General features: G+C 70.3%; 16 protein-coding genes. 9 read left to right on the top strand and 7 right to left on the bottom strand.

The annotated features are described in order from the left end of the window. Positions 1–325: 325 nt before the first annotated feature. The 6 genes from trxA (at position 326) to C463_RS06100 (ending at position 5,939) form a co-directional block, all read left to right on the top strand. Complete coding sequence (trxA, locus tag C463_RS06125; protein ID WP_008442049.1) at positions 326–664, top strand: thioredoxin; 339 nt, start codon at positions 326–328, stop codon at positions 662–664. A gap of 85 nt (positions 665–749) precedes the next feature. Beyond that, complete coding sequence (locus C463_RS06120) at positions 750–1,892, top strand: aminotransferase class V-fold PLP-dependent enzyme (RefSeq protein WP_008442048.1); 1,143 nt, start codon at positions 750–752, stop codon at positions 1,890–1,892. Between the two features lie 65 nt (positions 1,893–1,957). Further along, entirely contained in the window at positions 1,958–2,515 is a 558-nt protein-coding gene (locus tag C463_RS06115) for a class I SAM-dependent methyltransferase (protein ID WP_008442047.1), read from the top strand. Between the two features lie 103 nt (positions 2,516–2,618). Continuing rightward, entirely contained in the window at positions 2,619–3,719 is a 1,101-nt protein-coding gene (locus tag C463_RS06110) for a DoxX family protein (RefSeq protein WP_008442045.1), read from the top strand. A 104-nt stretch (positions 3,720–3,823) separates the two neighbouring features. Continuing rightward, positions 3,824–5,110 carry a hypothetical protein gene (locus C463_RS06105; protein ID WP_008442044.1) on the top strand — a complete coding sequence of 429 codons (1,287 nt, stop codon included), beginning with the start codon at positions 3,824–3,826 and terminating at the stop codon, positions 5,108–5,110. A gap of 94 nt (positions 5,111–5,204) precedes the next feature. After that, positions 5,205–5,939: a CPBP family intramembrane glutamic endopeptidase gene (locus tag C463_RS06100; protein WP_008442043.1), complete on the top strand. Its 735-nt coding sequence runs from the start codon at positions 5,205–5,207 to the stop codon at positions 5,937–5,939. 593 nt (positions 5,940–6,532) lie between these two features. On the opposite strand, the gene C463_RS06095 is transcribed toward C463_RS06100, so the two are convergent. Beyond that, positions 6,533–7,837: a DNA double-strand break repair nuclease NurA gene (locus tag C463_RS06095; RefSeq protein ID WP_008442042.1), complete on the bottom strand. Its 1,305-nt coding sequence runs from the start codon at positions 7,835–7,837 to the stop codon at positions 6,533–6,535. A gap of 261 nt (positions 7,838–8,098) precedes the next feature. On the opposite strand from C463_RS06095, the gene C463_RS06090 reads away from it, so the two are divergent. After that, positions 8,099–10,006: a methyl-accepting chemotaxis protein gene (locus C463_RS06090; protein WP_008442041.1), complete on the top strand. Its 1,908-nt coding sequence runs from the start codon at positions 8,099–8,101 to the stop codon at positions 10,004–10,006. Positions 10,007–10,073: 67 nt separating this feature from the next. On the opposite strand, the gene C463_RS06085 is transcribed toward C463_RS06090, so the two are convergent. The 3 genes from C463_RS06085 to arcD all read right to left on the bottom strand — a co-directional run bounded on the left by C463_RS06085 (position 10,074) and on the right by arcD (position 12,535). Next, positions 10,074–10,487, bottom strand: coding sequence for a hypothetical protein (locus C463_RS06085; RefSeq protein ID WP_008442039.1), 414 nt, complete (start codon positions 10,485–10,487; stop codon positions 10,074–10,076). 1 nt (position 10,488) lies between these two features. Next, complete coding sequence (locus tag C463_RS06080; RefSeq protein ID WP_008442037.1) at positions 10,489–11,001, bottom strand: DUF2240 family protein; 513 nt, start codon at positions 10,999–11,001, stop codon at positions 10,489–10,491. A 67-nt stretch (positions 11,002–11,068) separates the two neighbouring features. Then, positions 11,069–12,535 carry an arginine/ornithine antiporter ArcD gene (gene arcD, locus C463_RS06075; RefSeq protein WP_008442035.1) on the bottom strand — a complete coding sequence of 489 codons (1,467 nt, stop codon included), beginning with the start codon at positions 12,533–12,535 and terminating at the stop codon, positions 11,069–11,071. A 220-nt stretch (positions 12,536–12,755) separates the two neighbouring features. On the opposite strand from arcD, the gene C463_RS06070 reads away from it, so the two are divergent. Next, positions 12,756–13,739, top strand: a complete 984-nt coding sequence (locus C463_RS06070) for an NOG1 family protein (RefSeq protein WP_008442033.1) — start codon at positions 12,756–12,758, stop codon at positions 13,737–13,739. Between the two features lie 51 nt (positions 13,740–13,790). Here the strand turns inward: C463_RS06070 and C463_RS06065 are convergent, their stop codons facing one another. Genes C463_RS06065 through C463_RS06055 form a run of 3 tightly spaced genes read right to left on the bottom strand, consistent with a single transcriptional unit; the run spans position 13,791 to position 18,100 of the window. Beyond that, positions 13,791–14,534: an SIMPL domain-containing protein gene (locus C463_RS06065; RefSeq protein WP_008442026.1), complete on the bottom strand. Its 744-nt coding sequence runs from the start codon at positions 14,532–14,534 to the stop codon at positions 13,791–13,793. Between the two features lie 59 nt (positions 14,535–14,593). Continuing rightward, positions 14,594–16,735 carry a formate/nitrite transporter family protein gene (locus C463_RS06060; protein ID WP_049905614.1) on the bottom strand — a complete coding sequence of 714 codons (2,142 nt, stop codon included), beginning with the start codon at positions 16,733–16,735 and terminating at the stop codon, positions 14,594–14,596. Positions 16,736–16,780: 45 nt separating this feature from the next. After that, positions 16,781–18,100, bottom strand: a complete 1,320-nt coding sequence (locus tag C463_RS06055) for a TIGR00341 family protein (RefSeq protein ID WP_049905620.1) — start codon at positions 18,098–18,100, stop codon at positions 16,781–16,783. Positions 18,101–18,225: 125 nt separating this feature from the next. On the opposite strand from C463_RS06055, the gene C463_RS06050 reads away from it, so the two are divergent. Next, on the top strand, positions 18,226–18,474 hold the full coding sequence (locus C463_RS06050) for a hypothetical protein (protein WP_008442014.1): 249 nt from the start codon (positions 18,226–18,228) through the stop codon (positions 18,472–18,474). Positions 18,475–18,543: the final 69 nt, after the last annotated feature.

Below are 18,543 nucleotides of genomic sequence, written 5' to 3'. Positions count from 1 at the left end.
TTGCGAACTGTGCGGCGCTGTATCCCCTCCCTACTCGCTCCCTTCGGTCGCTCCTTGAGGAAGGGGCCTTAGCGCCTCAATTCAGGTAATCGAAGCGCGCGCGACCTCGCCGCGTCGCCGTCGACCGTCTATTTGCGGTTTCTCTCCACCCCGGCACGGTCCGTTCGGGGTTTCGGTTATCCATTCACAGCAGACTCGGCACACGGACAGCGACCGCATCGGCCGAAACCGCGGCGAAAGCGGACCGACGGCGCACGTCTGAATTCTCATAGTATTGTAAATTCTATCCAAAACCGTTATTGCCGTGAGGCGCGTACGTCCGCACATGAGTTCGACAGAAACCACACCCGGAGAGCCGATCCAGTTGACCGACGCCGACGCGTTCGACGAACACGTCGCCGACGGGGTCGTCCTCGTCGACTTCTACGCCGACTGGTGCGGCCCGTGTCAGATGATGGAGCCCGCCGTCGAGGCGGTCGCGGAGGACACCGACGCGGCAGTGCTGAAGGTCGACGTCGACGTCCACCAAGCGTTGGCCGGCGAGTACGGCGTTCAGGGTATCCCGACGCTGCTCGTGTTCGCGGACGGCGAACTGGTCGAGCGCATGGTGGGCGCACAGAGCGAGCAGGCGTTGTCCGACGCGACCGGCGAGTACACCGCCTGAAACTCCCCGAAGACGTCTCACAGCGAACTATCCGGGACGCGGTGGTACTCTACAAACCGCGGCTCGAGTCGCCGAAACCGACACCATGAGAACGATCCAACTCGACGACGACGGTATAACCCCGAGAGAGCTTCGCGCGGACGTCCCGGCCCTCGGCGGCGCGGCGTACTTCAACTTCGGCGCGCACGGGCCGAGCCCGAAGTACGTCGTCGAGGCGGCCGGATCGTTCGTCGAGGAGCACGAGTTCGGCTCCGCGACGACCGACCCGTACGAACACGCCTTCGAGACGTACGAGCGGGTGCGCGAGCGGATCGCGGCGTTCGCCGGCGCCGACCCGGAGGAGATCGCGCTCACGGAGAGCACGAGCGACGGGATCGACCGCGTCGCCGGCGCGATCGACTGGGAGCCGGGCGACGTCGTCGTCCGGACCGACCTCGAACACCCGGCCGGCGTCCTCCCGTGGAAGCGCCTCGAACGCGAGGGCGTCGAGGTGCGCGTCATAGAGACCGAGGGCGGCCGCGTCGACCGGGACGAGTACGCCGAGGCGGTCGCGGACGCGCGGCTCGTCTGCTTCAGCGCGATCACGTGGACCCACGGTACCCGTCTCCCCGTCGCCGACCTCGTCGAGGTCGCGAACGACGCGGGCGCGTTCACCCTCGTCGACGCGGTCCAGTCGCCCGGGCAGGTCGAGATGGACGTCCACGAGTGGGGCGCCGACGCGGTCGCGGCCGCCGGCCACAAGTGGACGCTCGGCCCGTGGGGCGCCGGCTTCCTCTACGTCGACCGCGACGCCGTGACCGACCTCCGACCCCGCGCGATCGGCTACCGGAGCGTCGCGGACCCGACCGGCGACGAGATCGAGTTCAAGCCGGGGGCGGGGCGCTTCGAGGTCGGGACGACCACCGCCGCGGCCCACGTCGGCCTCGTCGAGGCGCTCGACGCGATCGACGCCGTCGGCCTCGACGCGATCGAGTCGCGGATCGAGTCGCTCACCGACCGCCTGAAGGCGGGCGTTCCGGACGACCGACTCCGCAGTCCGCGAGCGTACGAGTCCGGGCTCGTGACGATCGACGTCGACGACCCGGAGGCGACCGTCGAGCGACTGGCCGACGACGGCGTCGTCGTCCGGTCGCTGCCGCATCCGAACGGGATCCGCGCGTCGGTCCACGCGGTCTCGACGGAGGCGGAAATCGACCGGCTCCTCGACGCGCTGGACGAGGAGTGGTGAGGCGCGGGGCGGGAGACACGACCCGCGACCGGACGCGTTTTAGCACTCGACGCACAAGACCGGCCATGGGATTCCACACGTTCGACGCCGATCAGGCGGAGCGGCTGGAGCGCCCCGGGCGCTATCGCTGGGTGTCCGCGGAAGAGCTGGTCGGCCCGCTGGTCGAGGCCGACGCCGCGGTCGTCGCCGACCTCGGTAGCGGCACCGGCTTCTACACCGACGACGTGGCGCGGCGCGCTGAGACCGTCTACGGTGTCGACGTCCAGCCCGAGATGCACGACCGGTACCGCGAGAAGGGGACGCCGTCGAACGTCGAACTCGTCGCGAGCGACGTGGCCGACCTCCCGTTCGCGGACGGCGAACTCGACGCCGCCGTCTCCACGATGACGTACCACGAGTTCGCGAGCGACGCGGCGGTCGCGGAGATAGCGCGCGTCGTGCGGTCGGGCGGCGTCGTCGTGACGTTCGACTGGGCCGGCGACGGCGAGGGCGAACAGGGACCGCCGGTCGGCGAGCGATTCGCCGCCGCCGACGCGGTCGCGGCGCTGGAGGCCGCGGGATTCGAGGTCGTCTCGGCCACCACTCGGACGGAGACGTTCGGCGTCGTCGCGCGGGCGCCGTAGCGGCAGGCGGCCTGCGTCGAGTTCGCGAAACGGCCCGCACAGGGTCGCAGTCGAACGTTCGTGAAGAAATACCGTTACCCGTCTCCGGCGCGTAGACGGGGGTATGTCCGTCCGCACCCGAACAGCCGCCGTCGCCGCGCTCGCACTGCTCGCGACGCTCGTCGCGCGACCGGTCGCGGCCCACGTCGACTACGTCACCGAGGACTCGGGCGACCCGCTCGACGCGGTCGCGTTCACCGCGGAGGTGCTCTCCGATCCGTTCAACGCGGCGCTGTTCGCTGGCTCCGGGCTCCTCGCGGTCGCCGGAATCGCCGCGTATCTCTGGATACGTCCGACAGTCGTCGACATCGTCGTCCTCCGCGAGAAGCTCGCCGGCTACGCCGACCTCGTCCCGTGGATGCTGCGGCTCGCCGTCGGCCTCCCGCTCGTCGGCGCCGGCTTCCAGGGGTACCTGTTCGCGCCGACGCTCTCGTTCGACCCCGGGACGAACCCGCTCCTCCGGGTGTTCTTCATCGGACTGGGATTCTTCCTCCTCTTCGGGCTCGCGACGCGGATCACCGCCGCGGCCGGCCTGCTGGCGTACGCGTGGGTGCTCGTCGCCGTCGACCCGCTCGTCGTCCTCGCGGTCGAGTACGTCCCCGTGTTCCTCGCGCTGGCGGTCCTCGGCGGCGGTCGACCGAGCGCCGACGACATGCTGTTGGCGGTCGCCAGCACGCCGGGGTCGTACTACGGCCGGGTCGATCCCGTCCAGTACCTGAAGTCGTTCCTCGACGAGACGGCCGCCCCGCTGCGGCGCTACGTCCCCGCGGTACTGCGGGTCGGCATGGGCGTCTCGTTCGTCTACCTCGGGCTGATCCAGAAGCTGGCCGACCCGGCCAGCGCGTTACAGGTCGTCGAGAAGTACGACCTCACGTCCGTGGTCCCGGTCGACCCGGGGCTGTGGGTCGTCGGCGCCGGCGTGACCGAGGTCGCCGTGGGCCTCGCGCTCATCGCCGGCTTCTTCACCCGCGGCGCGGCCGCGCTCTCGTTCGTCCTGTTCACGACGACGCTGTTCGGGCTCCCCGACGATCCGGTCTTGGCTCACGTGGCGCTGTTCGGCCTCGCGTCGGCCGTCTTCGCGCTCGGCGCCGGCCCCCTCTCCATCGACGGGCTGATCGGTCGTCCCGCGCTGGACGACGAGAACCCGATCGCAGCGGCCGACTGAGGCCGGTCGCCGCAGCCGACTGAGGCCGGCCGCGGCCCCGGGTCGACTGACGGCCCTCGGATCGGCCGGCGGTTTTTAAGTCGCTCTCGCGCGGTGAGAGAGGTATGCGCGTGGACCTCGGCAACGCCCTGGAGACGACCCCCGGGCTCACGACGGCAACGCTGGACAGACTCGACGACCGCGTCGCGGCGGCACACGAGCGGATCGCCGGCGGGATGGCCGACGACGAGTTCGGCTACGCCGCCCTGAACCTCCCCGCGACCGCGGACGCGGACGCGATCTACGCCGCGGTCGACGGGTTCGACCGCCCCGAGGCGGTGCTGACCGTCGGGATCGGCGGCAGCGCGCTCGGCGCGGCGACGCTGTCGAACGCCCTGTCGAGCGACGTGGACGCGTACGTCCTCGACAACGTCGACCCCGACGACACGCGGCGCCTGCTCGCCGACCTCCCGCTCGGCGACACCGTCGTCAACGTGGTGTCGAAGTCGGGGACGACCGCGGAGACGCTCGCGAACTTCCTCGTCGTCCGCGAGGCGATGGCCGACGCGGGCGTCGACTGGACCGAGCGCACGCTCGTCACCACGGGGGAGGAAGGGAACCTCCGCCAGTTGGCCGACCGCCACGACCTCCCGTCGCTCCGGGTCCCCGACGGTGTCCCCGGGCGGTTCTCGGCGCTCTCGACGGTGGGGCTCGCGGTCGCCGCGCTTCAGGGCCACGACATCGAGGCCGTCCTCGCGGGCGGTCGCGACGGGGTGGACGCGCTCGCCGGATCGCTGTACGAGTCGCCCGCCTACGCTTACGGCGCGGCGACGTACGCGCTCGCGGAGCGCGGGGCGCTCACCAACGCCGTGATGCCGTACGCCGAGTCGCTGGAGACGTTCGCGGAGTGGTTCGCCCAGCTGTGGGCCGAGAGCCTCGGGAAGGACGGACTCGGGCAGACGCCGGCGCGTGCGCTCGGCGCGACAGATCAACACTCCCAGCTCCAGCTGTACCGCGCCGGCCCGCCGGACAAGCTGGTGACGCTCGTGCGCCCGACCGAGCGCGCCGACGTCCCGATCCCCGAGACCGATCTGGACGGGCTCGCGTACCTCGGCGGCTCGTCGCTCGGCGGGCTGCTCGACGCCGAGTTCGAGGCGACCGAGGCGAGCCTCGCGGCCGCCGGCGTCCCCAACGTGCGCGTCGAGATCGACCGCGTCGACGAGCGGGCGCTCGGCGAACTCCTGTTCGGGATGGAGGCCGCCTGCGTGCTGTACGGCGAGCTCGCGAGCGTCTCGACGTTCACGCAGCCCGCAGTCGAGTGGGGGAAGAAGGCGGCCCGCGGGCTGCTCGGCGGCGGCGACTTCGCGGAGGCCGAGGCGGTCGCGGAGAAGCGCGAACTGCGGATCGAGTGAAACCGTGGGTCTCCGGCGGGCTCGTGGGTCGGGAAGCCGACCGTCGCGATCTCCTTCCGGTGCGCCTAAATCCTCGGGACCGCTACGGTCGACGATGAGCGACGACCCCCTCGCGACCGCGGTCGGCGACCGGGTGTTCCGCGTCGCGAGCGCGCTGTTCGCGATCGTGCTCGCGTTCCTCGTCGCGAGCGCGATCGCCGTTCCGGGGGCGGACCTCGCCGCCTCCCTCGGGCTGGTCTCTGAGGGGACGACCGGCTACCAGCTGCTCCGGACGCTGCTCCAGTTCGCCGGGTTCGCGCTCGCGGCCGTCGGCTACCTCGCTATCACCGGCGAGTGGGAAATCGCCCGCGTCGCCCGTCCCGACCTCCGGGAGGCGGCGATCATCGTCGGCGGCGGGATCGGCCTCTTCGCGTTCCAGTACGGCGCGCTGATCGCGCTCGATCAGGTCGGGCTCTCGACCGGACAGAACCAGGCGGTCGTCCCCGCCGGCGACCCCGTGGCCTACTACCTCGCGATGATCGCGGTGTCGCTCTTGGTGGTCGGTCCGGCCGAGGAGCTGCTGTTCCGCGGCGTCGTCCAGGGCGGCGTCCGGCGCGCGTTCGACGCCGTCCCCGCGGTGCTCATCGCGAGCCTCGCGTTCGGGCTGATTCACCTCCCCTCGGTCTCCGGAACGATGGTCGAACAGTGGGCGTACGTCGGCGTCGTCGTCGTCCTCGGGTCGGTCCTCGGCGCGCTCTACGAGTGGACGGACAACGTGGTGGTACCGGGACTGGTCCACGGTATCTACAACGCGATCACCTACGCGGTGCTGCTTTCGCAGGCGCTCTGAGTACTGACGCGACCGTTTTGAAACGTAATCTCTTCCGCAGAGCCTCTGCGGTGGCGCGTGCCGACGAGCGGCCGCCTCCGGCGGCCGCGAGTCGCACGCGCGAGGGAGTCGGACCGGCGCAGCCGCGCCGGTCCGACGAGGCTGGGGAGGCGTGAGGCTGCGCTGCTGTGCGGTTCGGGGCGGGGCTCAAAGGGGCAGCCGCGAGGGCGTCGCAGGCGAAGCAAGCACCGCAGCGAAGGAGCGAGCGGAGTGAGCGACCGAGTGAGGAGCGTGGTTCGAGACGCCGGAGGCGTCTCGTCATCACGAAAGGCGCGTAGTGCCTAGTAGAAGTTATGAAGGTAGAGTTTGATGTGTAGCTATGTCTGGGGATCGCCGTAAAGAGATCGTCCGTCACCTCAGCGNAGAAGCTTACAGCTCAGATTAGTTTCGCAGCCTCTTGGATCGATGATCACCTCGGTGACTATCTTCAAAAGTTACGCTAGGTACTAAGCGCCTTTCGAACGACAGCGAGCGTGCGACGCCCTCGCGGCTGGGGCTTTGGAAGTGGTCGCCACCGATCCGGATACAACGACGTATAACCAACCAGCCGCGCGTCAATACGTCTCCTTCCCCCACCGCAGGTCGTCGTACGTCGCCTGCTGGTCGCTGCCGAGGCGCTCCTCGAACTTCCGGCGGAGCGCCGCCTTCTCCGTGGCGGAGATCCGCGCCAGTTCGTCCGCCTTCGAGACCGGCTCCGGCGGGCCGCAGGTCGCCGCCACCTCGGCGACGACCTGTCGGGTGAGCCGCTCGCGGGTCGCCGCGTCGCGGGTGAACGCGTACGGAGCCTCCAGCTTGTACGTCACGTCGGTGCGCGGGTCGTAGACGACCATGAACGTGGGCTCGTACAGCTCCGGGTCGAGCTCGCGCTCGACGCCGAGCGCGTCGCCGTCGGCGGCCATCGCCGCGTCGGCGCCGCCGCGGCTGCGGAACCACGTGGTGAACGTGAGGTCGTCGTCGAGGCGGGCGCCGCGCTCGGCGTCGGGGCCGGCTCCGTCGCCGTCGGCCACTCCGCCGGTTCCGCCTGCCCCGTCGGGCTCGCGTCGCTCCAGCAGCCGGGTGAACAGCGCCGTGTCGTCGGGCCACGGCGACTCGACGCCGGCGCGCGAGAGGGCGCGGACCGCGGTGCCGCTCGCGGGGTTCTTGACGAAGCCGGCCAGCGGTACGTCGCGCTCGACGAACCGCTCGACGAGGCGGACGTACTTATCGATCACCGCGCGGGGCTTCGCCTCGCGGGCGAGCGCGCCGAGTTCGGGGTCGCGGTCCGCCCACGTGAACAGCTCCTTCGGGTAGATGGGCCCGTCGAGGACGAGCAGTTCGCCGACCTCGTCGGCGTGGTCGAGCGCGTGGGTCCCCTCGGCGAGGTACAGGGCGAGCGCGTGGACGACCCGCTCCGCGTAGCGGTTCACCCGCGGCACGTGGAGCACGCGCTGTTTGGTGTGGCCCTCGTCGCGGCGGGTCCACTCGCTGTCGAAGCCGGCGGTCGAGTCGCCGGCGTGGACGGTGGCGACGATGGTCCGGTCGCGGTGGAGGTCCAAGTCGGTCGGCGAACTCGCCATCGCCGCGTGCGCGACGTCAACGACGAGGCCGTTCTTGAACGTCGTGGGGTTGATCGTTCCCGAGTCGAGGCCGTGGACCGTCTCGAACGGGCGCTCGGCGAGCGCCACGTCGTCGATAGCGGCCCGGCGGCGCTCGTGGTCGCCGAGCGCCTCGATCACGACCCGGCCGTCGCGGCGGAGTTCGGGGAGCCACTCGCGCCACACGCGTTCGGCGAGGTCGTCGTGGTCCGTCGCGTCCACGTCGCCGCCGATGCCGTACGCGAGCTGGGCGATGTTCTCGACGTGGATCGGATCGAGCGTCACGACCGTACGGCGGACCGGACGGATATAAAAGTCGTCGGCCGCGCGCTCGGCGGTGCCGTCGGTCGAGTGCTCGCGGTTCGGGAGGCGGGGAGACGAACTGGTTCGACTTTCATCGAAGAAGCAGCAAAATCGGCTGATTGCCACGCGGCGAGCGAGGGGACGGCGAACGAGTTATCATCACCCGTATGAGCACCTAAACGACGATATCAGCGATAATAGCTGGAGGCGATGTGTTTTTAAGACATACGACGACCCACGAGTATGGCAGAGACCGCGACCGGAATAGATTCGGGGGGATCGGGCGGGCTGGCGGAGAGCGTGCGGGACGTGATCCGCTACATCCCGGACGGGACCTCGATGCCGGAGGAGATGTGGGAGCCGCGCCACCGGAACATCCTGATCGCCACCGTGGTCCAGCTTCCGCTGTTGATCGGCCTCGGGCTCTACAGCGGGACGGAGTCGATCACGGGCGCACAGGTTCCGGCGACGCCGCTCTGGATGCTCGGCGGGTTCGTCGCCGTCATCCTCGCGACCGCCGCGCTGGCGAACTGGTCGCGGCTCGGCCGCCGCCAGCGGACGGTGCTCACGGCGTTCAGCCTCATGACCGTCTCGATGGCGATGGTGAAGCTGTCGGGCGGGTACATCGAGGCGCACTTCAGCTTCTTCGTGTTCATCGGGGTGCTCGCGCTGTACGAGGACTGGCTCCCGTTCGCCGTCGGCGTCGTGTACGTGGCGGTCGGCCACGGCGCGTTCAGCCTCATCGACTCGAGTCTCGTTTACAACCACACCGCGGCGATAGAGAACCCGATCATCTGGGGCGGCATTCACGCGGTCTTCGTCCTCGCGCTGGCCGGCGCGCTGATGGTCAACTGGTACTCGATCGAGAAGTCGCGCGAGGCGGCGCGCGAGCAGCTCGAACTGGCCGAGCGGAAGCAGTCGGAGATACAGGACGTCGAGGCGGCGAAGGCGGAGGTCGAGGAGCGGCGCGAGGAGGTCGAGCGGCTGAACAGCCACCTCGAGACGAAGGCCGACGCCTACAGCGCGGCGATGAACCGGGCCGCCGCCGGCGACCTGACCGTCCGCCTCGACGCCGAGAGCGAGAGCGAGGCGATGGCGAAGATCGGCACGGCGTTCAACGGCATGATGGACGACATCGACGACGCGATGGGCGAGGTCCGGTCGTTCGCACAGGAGGTGTCGGCCGCGAGCGAAAACACGGTCAACGGCGTCGAGACCGCGGCCGACCGGAGCGAGGTCGTGAACCAGTCGGTCACGGAGATCGCCGACGGCGCAGATGAGCAGCGCGAGATGCTCAGGCAGGTGTCCGACGAGATGAACGACCTCTCGGCGACGATCGAGGAGGTCGCCTCCTCGACGCAGACCGTCGTCGAGGTCGCCGAGCAGACCGCCGACATCGCGGACGACGGCGAGGAGACCGCGGAGGCCGCGATCGAGCGCGTCGAGGAGTCCCGCGAGGCGCTCGACGCCGCCGCCGGGACCGTCAAACAGCTCGACGAGCGGATGGAGGACATCGGCGAAATCGTCGACCTCATCGGCGACATCGCTGAGCAGACGAACCTGCTCGCCCTCAACGCCAACATCGAGGCGGCCCGGGCCGGCGGGAGCGGCGGCGGGAGCGACGGCTTCGCGGTCGTCGCCGACGAGGTGAAACAGCTCGCCGAGGAGACCCAGGACGCGGCCACGGAGATCGAGGAGCTGATCGGCGCCACGCAGTCGCAGACGGAGGGGACCGTCGAGGCGGTCCGGAGCGCCGAGGAGAACATCGCCGAGGGAGCCGACGCGGTCGACGACGCCGCGGACGCGTTCGCGCGGGTGTCGGACAACGCCGCGGAGGCGGGCGAGGGGATCCGCGAGATCAGCCGGGCGACCGACGACCAGGCGGCAAGCACGGAGGAGACCGTCTCGATGGCCGAGGAGGTCGCGGACATCAGCCAGTCGACCGCCGACGAGGCGGACGCGGTCGCCGAGGCCGCGGACGAGCAGCTGACCGCGATGAACGAGGCGACGACGGAGGCCAGCTCGCTCGCGGAGCAGGCGGAGCGGCTCGGCGCGCTCGTGCGCGACTTCGATGTCTCCAGCGGGGGGGTCGACCCGGACGGCTCGCCCGGACCGAGCGTCGCGGTCGGCGACGGCGGGCAGCCCGAGTAGTCGCGGAGAACAGAGGCGGACTTTTTCTGGGACAGCCAGCAGGAGCGTCGCGGAGCGACGCGGCGCGTCAGTCGGTCGTCGACTCGCGCCGGAGCGCTTCGAGGACCGCCAGCGCGCGCTTCACCTGCGCGGCGTCCTCGACGAACACGAGCGTCCGGGGCGGTCGCACCGCCTTCGGGCGGACGCGGAGGTCGGCCCCCCTCGCCGCCGTCGCGACCGCGTCCGGGGCGGCAGTCGCCTCGATCCGGACGCGGTCCGGCTGGACGTACACTTCCGCGAGCGGGTCGGCGCGCTCGTCTCCGCCGTCCGAGCCGCCGCGCTCGCGGGCGATCCGGTACGCCAGCGCGCCGTCGGCCACGGGCTCGACGTCGCGGTCGGCGTCGACGACGGTCAGCCCGCGGAGCCGGCTCTCGTTGCCCGTTACCTCCGAGGCGAGCAGCTGAGCGAGCCTGACGCCGTCGGTGAGGCGGTCCGTCACCATCTCACGCCGCCCCCGAGTCGTCGGCGTCGGTCGGATCGGTCCCGGCGTCCGCGGTCTCCTCGTCGGTCGCCGCGCCGAGCTCCTCGCGCACGTCGGCCGCGAGGCGGTCGACCGCGGCGCCCTGCTCGCGAGCGTAGAGGACCGCAGCGGCCTCGATGGTGACCGCCAGCGCGCGCTGGCGCTCGTTGATGGCGGCGACAGCGCGCTGCTTCTCGACGCCCGCGGCGACGATGGCGTCGAGCGCGCTCTCGAAGGTGGACTGCTCGCGGAGCACCGACTCGTCCGGGGTGAACTCCTCCGGGACGGTCACCTCGGCCGGGTCGAACTGCGGGACCAAGTCGCCGTCCTCGGACGCCAGCAGCCCCCGCCCCACGGCCACGTCGACGAGGCGCTTCGCCTGGTCGGGGGAGAACCACTCCCGCTCCAGGGACAGCGCGACGACGAACTCCCCCTCGCCGAGCCGGTCCTGGGCCCGGGTCTTGAACGGGGCGGCGACGGCGACCTCCAGACTCATGTGAGACGGACGGCGCGGCGGGCGCGTAAACGTGTCGAACGCGGGGTCGACCGGACGGTCCCGTGACTCAGTCGTCGCTGCCGGAGGTCGGGGCGGCGGTCTCCGTCGGGTCGGCGTCGGCCGAGGCCGGATTCACGTCGATCGTGAGGCCGGTCCCGGCCATGACGAACAGCACGAACGGCGAGAGGAACGCGAACAGGAAGTACGGCGCGTACTCGATGGTCGGGACATCCGTGGCGCTCGCCATGAAGACGGCCCCGGCGTGCCACGGCATCAGCGCGCCGGTCGGCGTCCCGGCGGCCTCGACCGCGCGCGAGAGTTGGTCGGTGTCCATGCCGAACTCGTCGTAGGTGTTCCGGAGCGTGACGCCCGGGAGGACGATGCTCATGTACTGTTGGGCCGTGAGCGCGTTGATGAAGATGGCGGAGACGCCGGTCCCGGCGACGAGCGCGCCCGGACTCCGCACGGACGAGGTGAACGCGTGGGCGATCACCGCGAGGACGCCGGTGCGCTCCAAGATGCCGCCGAGCGACAGCGCGGCGACGACGACCGTGATCGTCCACGCGGAGCCGGTGAGTCCGCCGGTCGCGAGCAGTTCGTTCACCGTCGCCGAGGCCGACTCCGGCGCGGTGCCGTACATGAACGTCTCCCAAGCGGCGACGAAGCCGGTCCCCTGGAGGAGGATCGTCGTGAACGCGCCGGCGAACACGCCGGCGACGAGCGTCGGGAGCGCGGCGTAGCCGCGCAGCGCTAGCCCGAATGTGACGACGAGCGGGACGAAGGCGACGACGGTGATCGCGTACGTCTCGGTGAGACCGCCCTGGATCGCCGCGATCTCGCCGACCGGGATGTCACCGCTCGTGCGGAGGCCGAGCGCCGCGAAGCCGAGGACCGCGAGGCCGAAGGCGATCGCGGTGCCGGTCCGCATCCGGCGGATGTGCGCGTACAGGTCGGTGTTGGTGACGCCGGCCGCGAGGTTCGTGGTGTCGGAGAGCGGCGACTGCTTGTCGCCGGCGTACGCGCCCGAGAGGACGGCCCCGACCGTCATCGGTGCCGGGACGCCGAGTCCCGCGCCGATGCCGACAAAGGCGACGCCGAGCGTCCCAACGGTGGTCCACGAGGAACCGATGGCGAACGCGACGATCGCCGCGAGGACCGCGGCCGCGGGGAGGAACGTCGTCGGCGAGAGGACCTCCAGCCCGTAGTACATCATGCTGGGGATCGTGCCGGCGCTGACCCACGTCGCGATCAGCCCGTAGATGGTGAAGATGATGAGGATCGCCTGGAGGCCCATCAGGAGGCCGTTGGCGATGCCGCCGAACAGTTCGTCCCAGTCGTAGCCGAGCCACAGCCCGAACGCGCCGACGAAGGCGATGCTCCAGAGGAGCGGCGGGTGCGGGTCGAGGCCGAGGACGGCCGAGCCGATACCGAGGAACGCGACGACGGCGAGGACCGGGACCAGCGCCGCCGCCAGACTCGGGCGGCGGTCGGGGTCGAGGTCCTCGTACGCCGTCGGGGTGAACGAGCGTGCCATTACCGCTTATATTCCCTTGAAGCATAAGTATGGCTCGAAATATGCGTGAGGACGATAACGATCGTTCATCTCGTTCACAGCGGGTCGACGGGCCCGCGGCGTCAGACGAAGCGGGGGCGCCACCGGTCCCGAGGCCGCCCGCGTTCGACCGTGTGCCGCCGTGTCGCGCCGGTCCGCGAACGGACGCTCTTATACGCGTCGGCGGCGAAGCCGGGGTAACATGATATTTGAGGGCCTCCCGACGACTCCCCGCTCCGAGGAGCTCGTCGACAAGGCGTTCTCGCGGGCGGCGCGGGCCGGGCGCGCGAAGCGCGGTCACGAGGCGCAGGAGTCGATGCTCCGGACCGCCGGCAACGTGCTCTCGGACAACGTGGAGAACGTCGTCACCTCGTGGCCCGACTTCGGCTTCGACGTCGACCCGTTCTACTACGAGCTCGCGGACGCCATCGTCGACGTCGACCGCCTCCGGCAGGCGCTCTCGCAGGTGATGTGGGCCAGCCGCCAGATCGAGGACCTCCGCGACGAGTACACGGGGAAGATCCGCAACTCCGACGTCGACACCGCGCGGAAACACCGCAAGCAGGCGTTCGCCCGCATGGCGGACATCATGGACCAGATCGAAGACGACCTGCGCTACATCGGCGACTCACGGGATCAGCTGAAGGTGCTGCCGGAGATCAATCCCGACGAGCCGGCCATCGTCGTCGCCGGCTACCCGAACGTCGGGAAGTCCTCGTTCGTCAACCGCGTCACCCGCGCGTCCAATCAGATCGCGGAGTACCCGTTCACCACGAAGGGCGTCCAGATCGGCCACTTCGACCGGAACCACGTCCGGTACCAGATCGTCGACACCCCCGGACTGCTCGACCGGCCGGAAGACGAGCGCAACGACATCGAGCGGCAGGCGGTGAGCGCCCTCGAACACCTCGCGGACGCCGTCGTCTTCGTCATCGACCCCTCGGGCGACTGCGGCTACCCGCTGGAGGTCCAGCTGGAGCTCCGCGAAGAGGTCCGCGAGCTGTTCGGCGCGGAGGTGCCCCTGCTCACGGTGGCGAACAAACACGACCGCTTCGAGGCGGTGAAAGCGGAGTCGGTCGACGCGACGATGAGCGTCACGAATGAGGAGAACGTCGAGGACGTCCTCGACATGGCCGTCGACGCGGTCGGCTACGAGCCGGACCTCCCCACCCGCGACGGGGAGTAGTCGGTCGGCGGACTCGCCGTCAGCGGTCGGAAAAGAGGTCTTTTCGCGGCGTTACGCCGGCACCGCTTCGTACACGACGTTCACCGAGACGCGCACGCTCACGTCGCCGGTCTCCACGCTGGTCGACGCGCCCGCGTCGCCGCCGTCCGCGGTGTTGAACTGCTCCGTCGCGAACCGCCGCGGCTCCGACCCCGCGGTCGACACGTCGTAGACGCCCGCGACCTCCAGCCCGCTGGCGTTGGCGAGCACGTCGGCGTCCGCGTCGGCGTTCGCCATGGCGACGTCGAGCGCCTCCGCACGGAGTTCGCGCTCGCGCTCCTCGCTCAGCCCGAATCGGATCTGCTGGACCTGATCGGCGCCCGCGTCGACCGCGACGTCTATCACCTCGCCGACGGCGTCGACGTCGTCGAGTTCGATCGCGTACCGGTGGACGCCCTCGTACCGCGTCTGGTTCGGGTCGTCGCGGGTCTCGTAGCTCTCGCGGACGTCGTACTCCTCGGTCCGGATGTCGTCGTCGCCGAGCCCCCACTCCGTCAGGGCCGCCCGTAGTTCCTCGTCGCCGGCGTCGAGTTCGTCGCGCACAGCGCCCGCGTCGTCGCCGGTCGCCGTGACCGCGACGCTGAGCGTCGCGCGGTCCGGCGCGGAGGTCGCCTCGCCCGCGGCCGTCACTTCGATGCTCCGCTCCAGTTGCGTCTCGCCGGTGTCGGTCGGCGTCGCGGTCCCCGCGAACCCCGTACAGCCGGCCAGCGCGACGAGCGCCGCGATACCGATGAGTGCCGTCAGTCGCCTGTTCATACCCGACCGATCGGTCGCGGGCGGCTATAAAACGCCGATAGCGCAAAGAATCGTTTTCGCTATCGGGCGCCGTCGCGGTCGGCGCCGTCCTCGTCGTCCGCGGCCTCCTCGTCGGCCGCGTCGTGGTCCACGACGTACGTGTCGTCGAGGTGCGGCTGCTCGTCTTCGTCGTCGGCCGCGTCGTCGACCTCACCGGCCGCCTCGTCGTCGGCTTCCGGGTCGTCGTCGAGAGCGGCGTCGGCCGCGTCGTCCGCGGCGTCCGACTCCCCGCCCTCGTCGCGGTCGGACTCGCGGCGATCGGCGTCCCGCACGTCGGTTCCCTCCGACGCCTCCGGGTCGCGCTCGACGCCGGACGTCATGTCCGTGGCTCGGCGGCCGGAGCCGAACAGCCGCTCGCGCAGCGACCGGCTGCTGGGGCGCTCCGTGAGCAGCACCGAGGCGTCGACGTCGTGGATCACGTCGAGGTGTAGCGAGTTCGAGACGAGCCGAGAGAGCAGCCCCTTCTCCGTGGCGCCAATGATTACGAGGGTCTTGTCGCCGGCCGCGTCGCAGATACCCGCCTCCACGTCGCCGCCGTCGTCGACCACGAGTTCGGCGTCCCCGAGGCCGTGTTCCTCGGCCCAGTTCGCGAGGAACAGCTCCCCCTCTCCCCTGTTCTCGGGCCCGTCGACCACGTGGAGCAGCGTCACCTCGGCGTCCGCGGTCTCGGCGAGCACCTTCGCGACCTCCGCGCTCAGGTCCGAGTCCGGACCGCCGGAGGTCGGGATGAGGATCCGCGAGGTGTCCAGCTCGTGCTCGTTGAGGATGAGGAAGTCGCAGGGGAGCTGGTTGGTGAGCTCGTCGACGGTGCGCTCGGCGCGGGCGGCGCTCCACAGCTGGTCGTCCCCCCAGCCCATCAGCACCGCGTCCGGACGGGTCCGACGGGCCATGTTGAACACCTCCTCGAACGAGCGGTGCGAGACGACCGTGGAGGTCGACACGTCGACGTCGTACGCCGCCGCGGTCGAGCGGAGGTTCCTCATCCCCTCGGCGGAGACGTTCGCGATGCGCTGCCCGGCGTCGCCGGAGGACAGCGACATGCGCTCGGGCGCCTGAACGACGTGGACGATGTGGACGACGCCCTCCTCGTGGTTGCTGGCCAGTCGGGCCGCGAGTTCGACGATGGGGCCGTCGGTCCGGGGGTTCGTGATCGGGACCATGATCCGGTACCCCTCGCCCGCGAACAGCGTCGCCTCGGTGGCGTCCAAGATGGGGACGTACGAGCGCCCGGCCGCGCGGCCGAAGGCCCACTCGGGGACCGTCAGGCGACGGCTGACGCCCTCGAAGCGCGCCTCTTCGAGCCGCTCCTCGCTGGTCTGGAAGTAGTTGACGAGCGTGACGAGGACGACCCCGCCGATGGTGTTCCCGAGCAGAACCGGGAGGACGAACCCGACGAGCCCGGAGACGAGACTGATCTCCGCGCCGTACAGCGGGATGCTGTGCTGGAAGAACAGGTACAGCACCTCGGTGAAGGAGACGACCACGTGGAACAGGTCGCCGAGCGGGATCGCGAGGAACGCGAGGTAGACGACGAGCATCCGGCTGACGGAGTCGGTGGAGGCGAACCCGACCCAGACGACGCCCGCGACGATGAGCCCCGCCATCGCGGCCTTGAAGAACAGCGGCACGAACGGGACCTCGAAGCCCCCCCGAGAGATGTACCGCGCCGCGTCGACGGTGTCACCCGTGAAGACGCCGCCGTACGACAGCACGAGCGCGCCGATCCCGCCGCCGACGAAGTTGCCGACGAGGACGATGGTCCAGTGGCGGAGGAGGGTCGGGAGGCTCGCGAGGCGTTCGAGGGTGAGCGCCACCGGCGGCAGCGTGTTCTCGGTGTACAGCTGGTAGCCGCCGATGATGATGTAGATGAACCCGAGCGGGTAGAGGAGGACGCTCAGGATGGGGTGTGAGTCGGTCGCCGCCGTCAGCGACGCGTACAGCATGAAGGTGATCGTGATCGCCAGCCCGGCGGCGAGCCCGCTGAAGAACAGCTCGCGGCTCCCGGAGGTCACCTCCTCGTCCGCGGCCGCGATGATCCGCTGGAACACCTCGTCCGAGGAGAACCGGTCCCGGACGGCCTCGCCGACCGCTGGCGCGCCGCTCCGGGACCGCTCGACGACCTCCCGCATCGAATCGTCGTCGGGTTGCGATGAATCCGTCACTGGCGGAGGTCACGGCGGCCCGATAAAAGTCACTTGCTCTTCCGGTCACGAGGGCGCGAGACGGCCGGACTGCGAAGACGGCGGAGTTATCGAGGCGCGTTCGACGGTCACCGTGCGAGCCTCGACGGTCACCTCCCGGTCGACGACCGCCTCGATCCGGTCGTCGAGCGCGGGCGCGATCCCCTCGACGGAGCTGCCGGGTGGCACGCCCACGGTGACCACCACCCGCTCCGTTTCGAGCGGCGGGACGGTTCCGGTGCGTTCGACCGTCAGTTCGAGGAGTTCGAACTCCGAATCCAGCGCCGTCAGCTCGTCGGTCGCGGCGGCCCGGATGTCGGTCTCGGTGGTCGAGGCGACGTACGACTCGTAGGTGACGCCCCCGAGGAACACCGACAGCAACGCGATGGCGACCGCCAGCACCGCGACGCGCTTGAGGAACGCGGCGCGGGCCTCGTCCTCGCGGAACCACCGCTGCGGGCGGTACCCCTCGTACCACAGCATCACGAGCGCCGAGAGGTTGATCGAGAGGACGTTCACCGCGACGATGACGCCCGCCCCGATCACGAGCCGCGGGATCCGGAAGGCGATCCCGATGCCGACCGCGGCCGCGGGCGGGATGAGCGCCACCGCGATCATCACGCCCACGAGCGTCGCGGAGACGCCCGTCATCAGCGAGACGATGCCGGCGATCCCGGCGCCGACCGCGACGACCAAGACGAGGACGTTCGGCGCGAGCCGCTCCGACACCTCTCCGAGTTCGAGCGGATCGAGCCCGGGCGGGACCAAGGCGAGCGAGCGCAGCGCGAACGCGAACAGCGTCGCCGCGAGGACCGCGACGACGACGCCCAGTACCTGCATCCGCACGCCGCGCCGGAACAGCGCCTCATCGTCGACGACGGTCCCGATCGCGGCCGACATCGCCGGCCCGATGAGCGGCGCGATCACCATCGAGCCGACTACGGTCGCGGGCGAATCGAGCAGCAGTCCCGCCGTGGCGATCACCGCCGAGATGACGGTCATCAGCACGTACGTCCCGAGTCCGGACGCGAGGTCGTCGGCCTTCGCCTGAAGCTCCTCCCGGGAGATCCGGTCGCCGCCGCGCTCGGCGTCCTCCTCGTACTGCTCTTCGAGCGCCTCGAACCGGCGCGAGATGACCGTCTCGGCCGCGACGATGACGGTGTAGGTGCTCTCGTCGATCCCCGCCTCCCGCAGTCGGTCGAGGACCGGCTCGACGGCGGCGGTCGGCAGCGGGAACGTCGCGACCGCGGTGTACTCCCGGCCGCTCGTCTCGTCGGTGACGACGTAGTCGACCCCCTCGTCGTCGAGCGCGCGGACGACCGCCGCCCGCTTGCCCGCCGGAATCATGACCTGAACGAGTCGCACGGTCGCCGGTCGCACCGACGACGCTTATAAGATCGGCACGCGGCGGGCCGCCCGGGCCACGAGAAACGGAACTTTAATGCGCGAATCGCTCGCACCTCCAGCCAAGAATGATCTCGCCGCTGGTCATCGACACGTTCCTGCTCGACTACAGCCTCGGGCACGTCCTACTGTTCGGGCTCGTCGTCTCGCTTCTGGGCGCCGCACCGCTGAAGTCCCAGAAAGTGATCGCGTCGATCTTGGCCGTATTCGGCGTCATATTCCTCATGTCGCCGTACACGACGATGCCGCCGATATTCATCCTCCTCGGTATCCCCCTCATCCTCGTCGGCACGCTGCTGTGGACGATGGCCCGCTGACGCGGCCGATCGACGCCGAACCGCTCGACCGACGCGCCCCCGACGCGCCCGCTTTCTCTCTGCCCTTTC

This window comes from Halorubrum californiense DSM 19288, from assembly GCF_000336875.1.
In the GTDB taxonomy this organism is placed as follows: Archaea; Halobacteriota; Halobacteria; order Halobacteriales; family Haloferacaceae; genus Halorubrum; species Halorubrum californiense.
The sequence above is the reverse complement of the archived record's forward strand: the minus strand, read 5'-3'. Positions and strand labels throughout refer to the sequence as shown.

Coding starts and splice junctions, on each gene's coding strand:
- trxA (WP_008442049.1), top strand. CDS start 326: ATGAGTTCGACAGAAACCACACCCGGAGAGCCGATCCAGTTGACCGAC.
- C463_RS06120 (WP_008442048.1), top strand. CDS start 750: ATGAGAACGATCCAACTCGACGACGACGGTATAACCCCGAGAGAGCTT.
- C463_RS06115 (WP_008442047.1), top strand. CDS start 1,958: ATGGGATTCCACACGTTCGACGCCGATCAGGCGGAGCGGCTGGAGCGC.
- C463_RS06110 (WP_008442045.1), top strand. CDS start 2,619: ATGTCCGTCCGCACCCGAACAGCCGCCGTCGCCGCGCTCGCACTGCTC.
- C463_RS06105 (WP_008442044.1), top strand. CDS start 3,824: ATGCGCGTGGACCTCGGCAACGCCCTGGAGACGACCCCCGGGCTCACG.
- C463_RS06100 (WP_008442043.1), top strand. CDS start 5,205: ATGAGCGACGACCCCCTCGCGACCGCGGTCGGCGACCGGGTGTTCCGC.
- C463_RS06090 (WP_008442041.1), top strand. CDS start 8,099: ATGGCAGAGACCGCGACCGGAATAGATTCGGGGGGATCGGGCGGGCTG.
- C463_RS06085 (WP_008442039.1), bottom strand. CDS start 10,487: ATGGTGACGGACCGCCTCACCGACGGCGTCAGGCTCGCTCAGCTGCTC.
- C463_RS06080 (WP_008442037.1), bottom strand. CDS start 11,001: ATGAGTCTGGAGGTCGCCGTCGCCGCCCCGTTCAAGACCCGGGCCCAG.
- arcD (WP_008442035.1), bottom strand. CDS start 12,535: ATGGCACGCTCGTTCACCCCGACGGCGTACGAGGACCTCGACCCCGAC.
- C463_RS06070 (WP_008442033.1), top strand. CDS start 12,756: ATGATATTTGAGGGCCTCCCGACGACTCCCCGCTCCGAGGAGCTCGTC.
- C463_RS06065 (WP_008442026.1), bottom strand. CDS start 14,534: ATGAACAGGCGACTGACGGCACTCATCGGTATCGCGGCGCTCGTCGCG.
- C463_RS06055 (WP_049905620.1), bottom strand. CDS start 18,100: ATGATTCCGGCGGGCAAGCGGGCGGCGGTCGTCCGCGCGCTCGACGAC.
- C463_RS06050 (WP_008442014.1), top strand. CDS start 18,226: ATGATCTCGCCGCTGGTCATCGACACGTTCCTGCTCGACTACAGCCTC.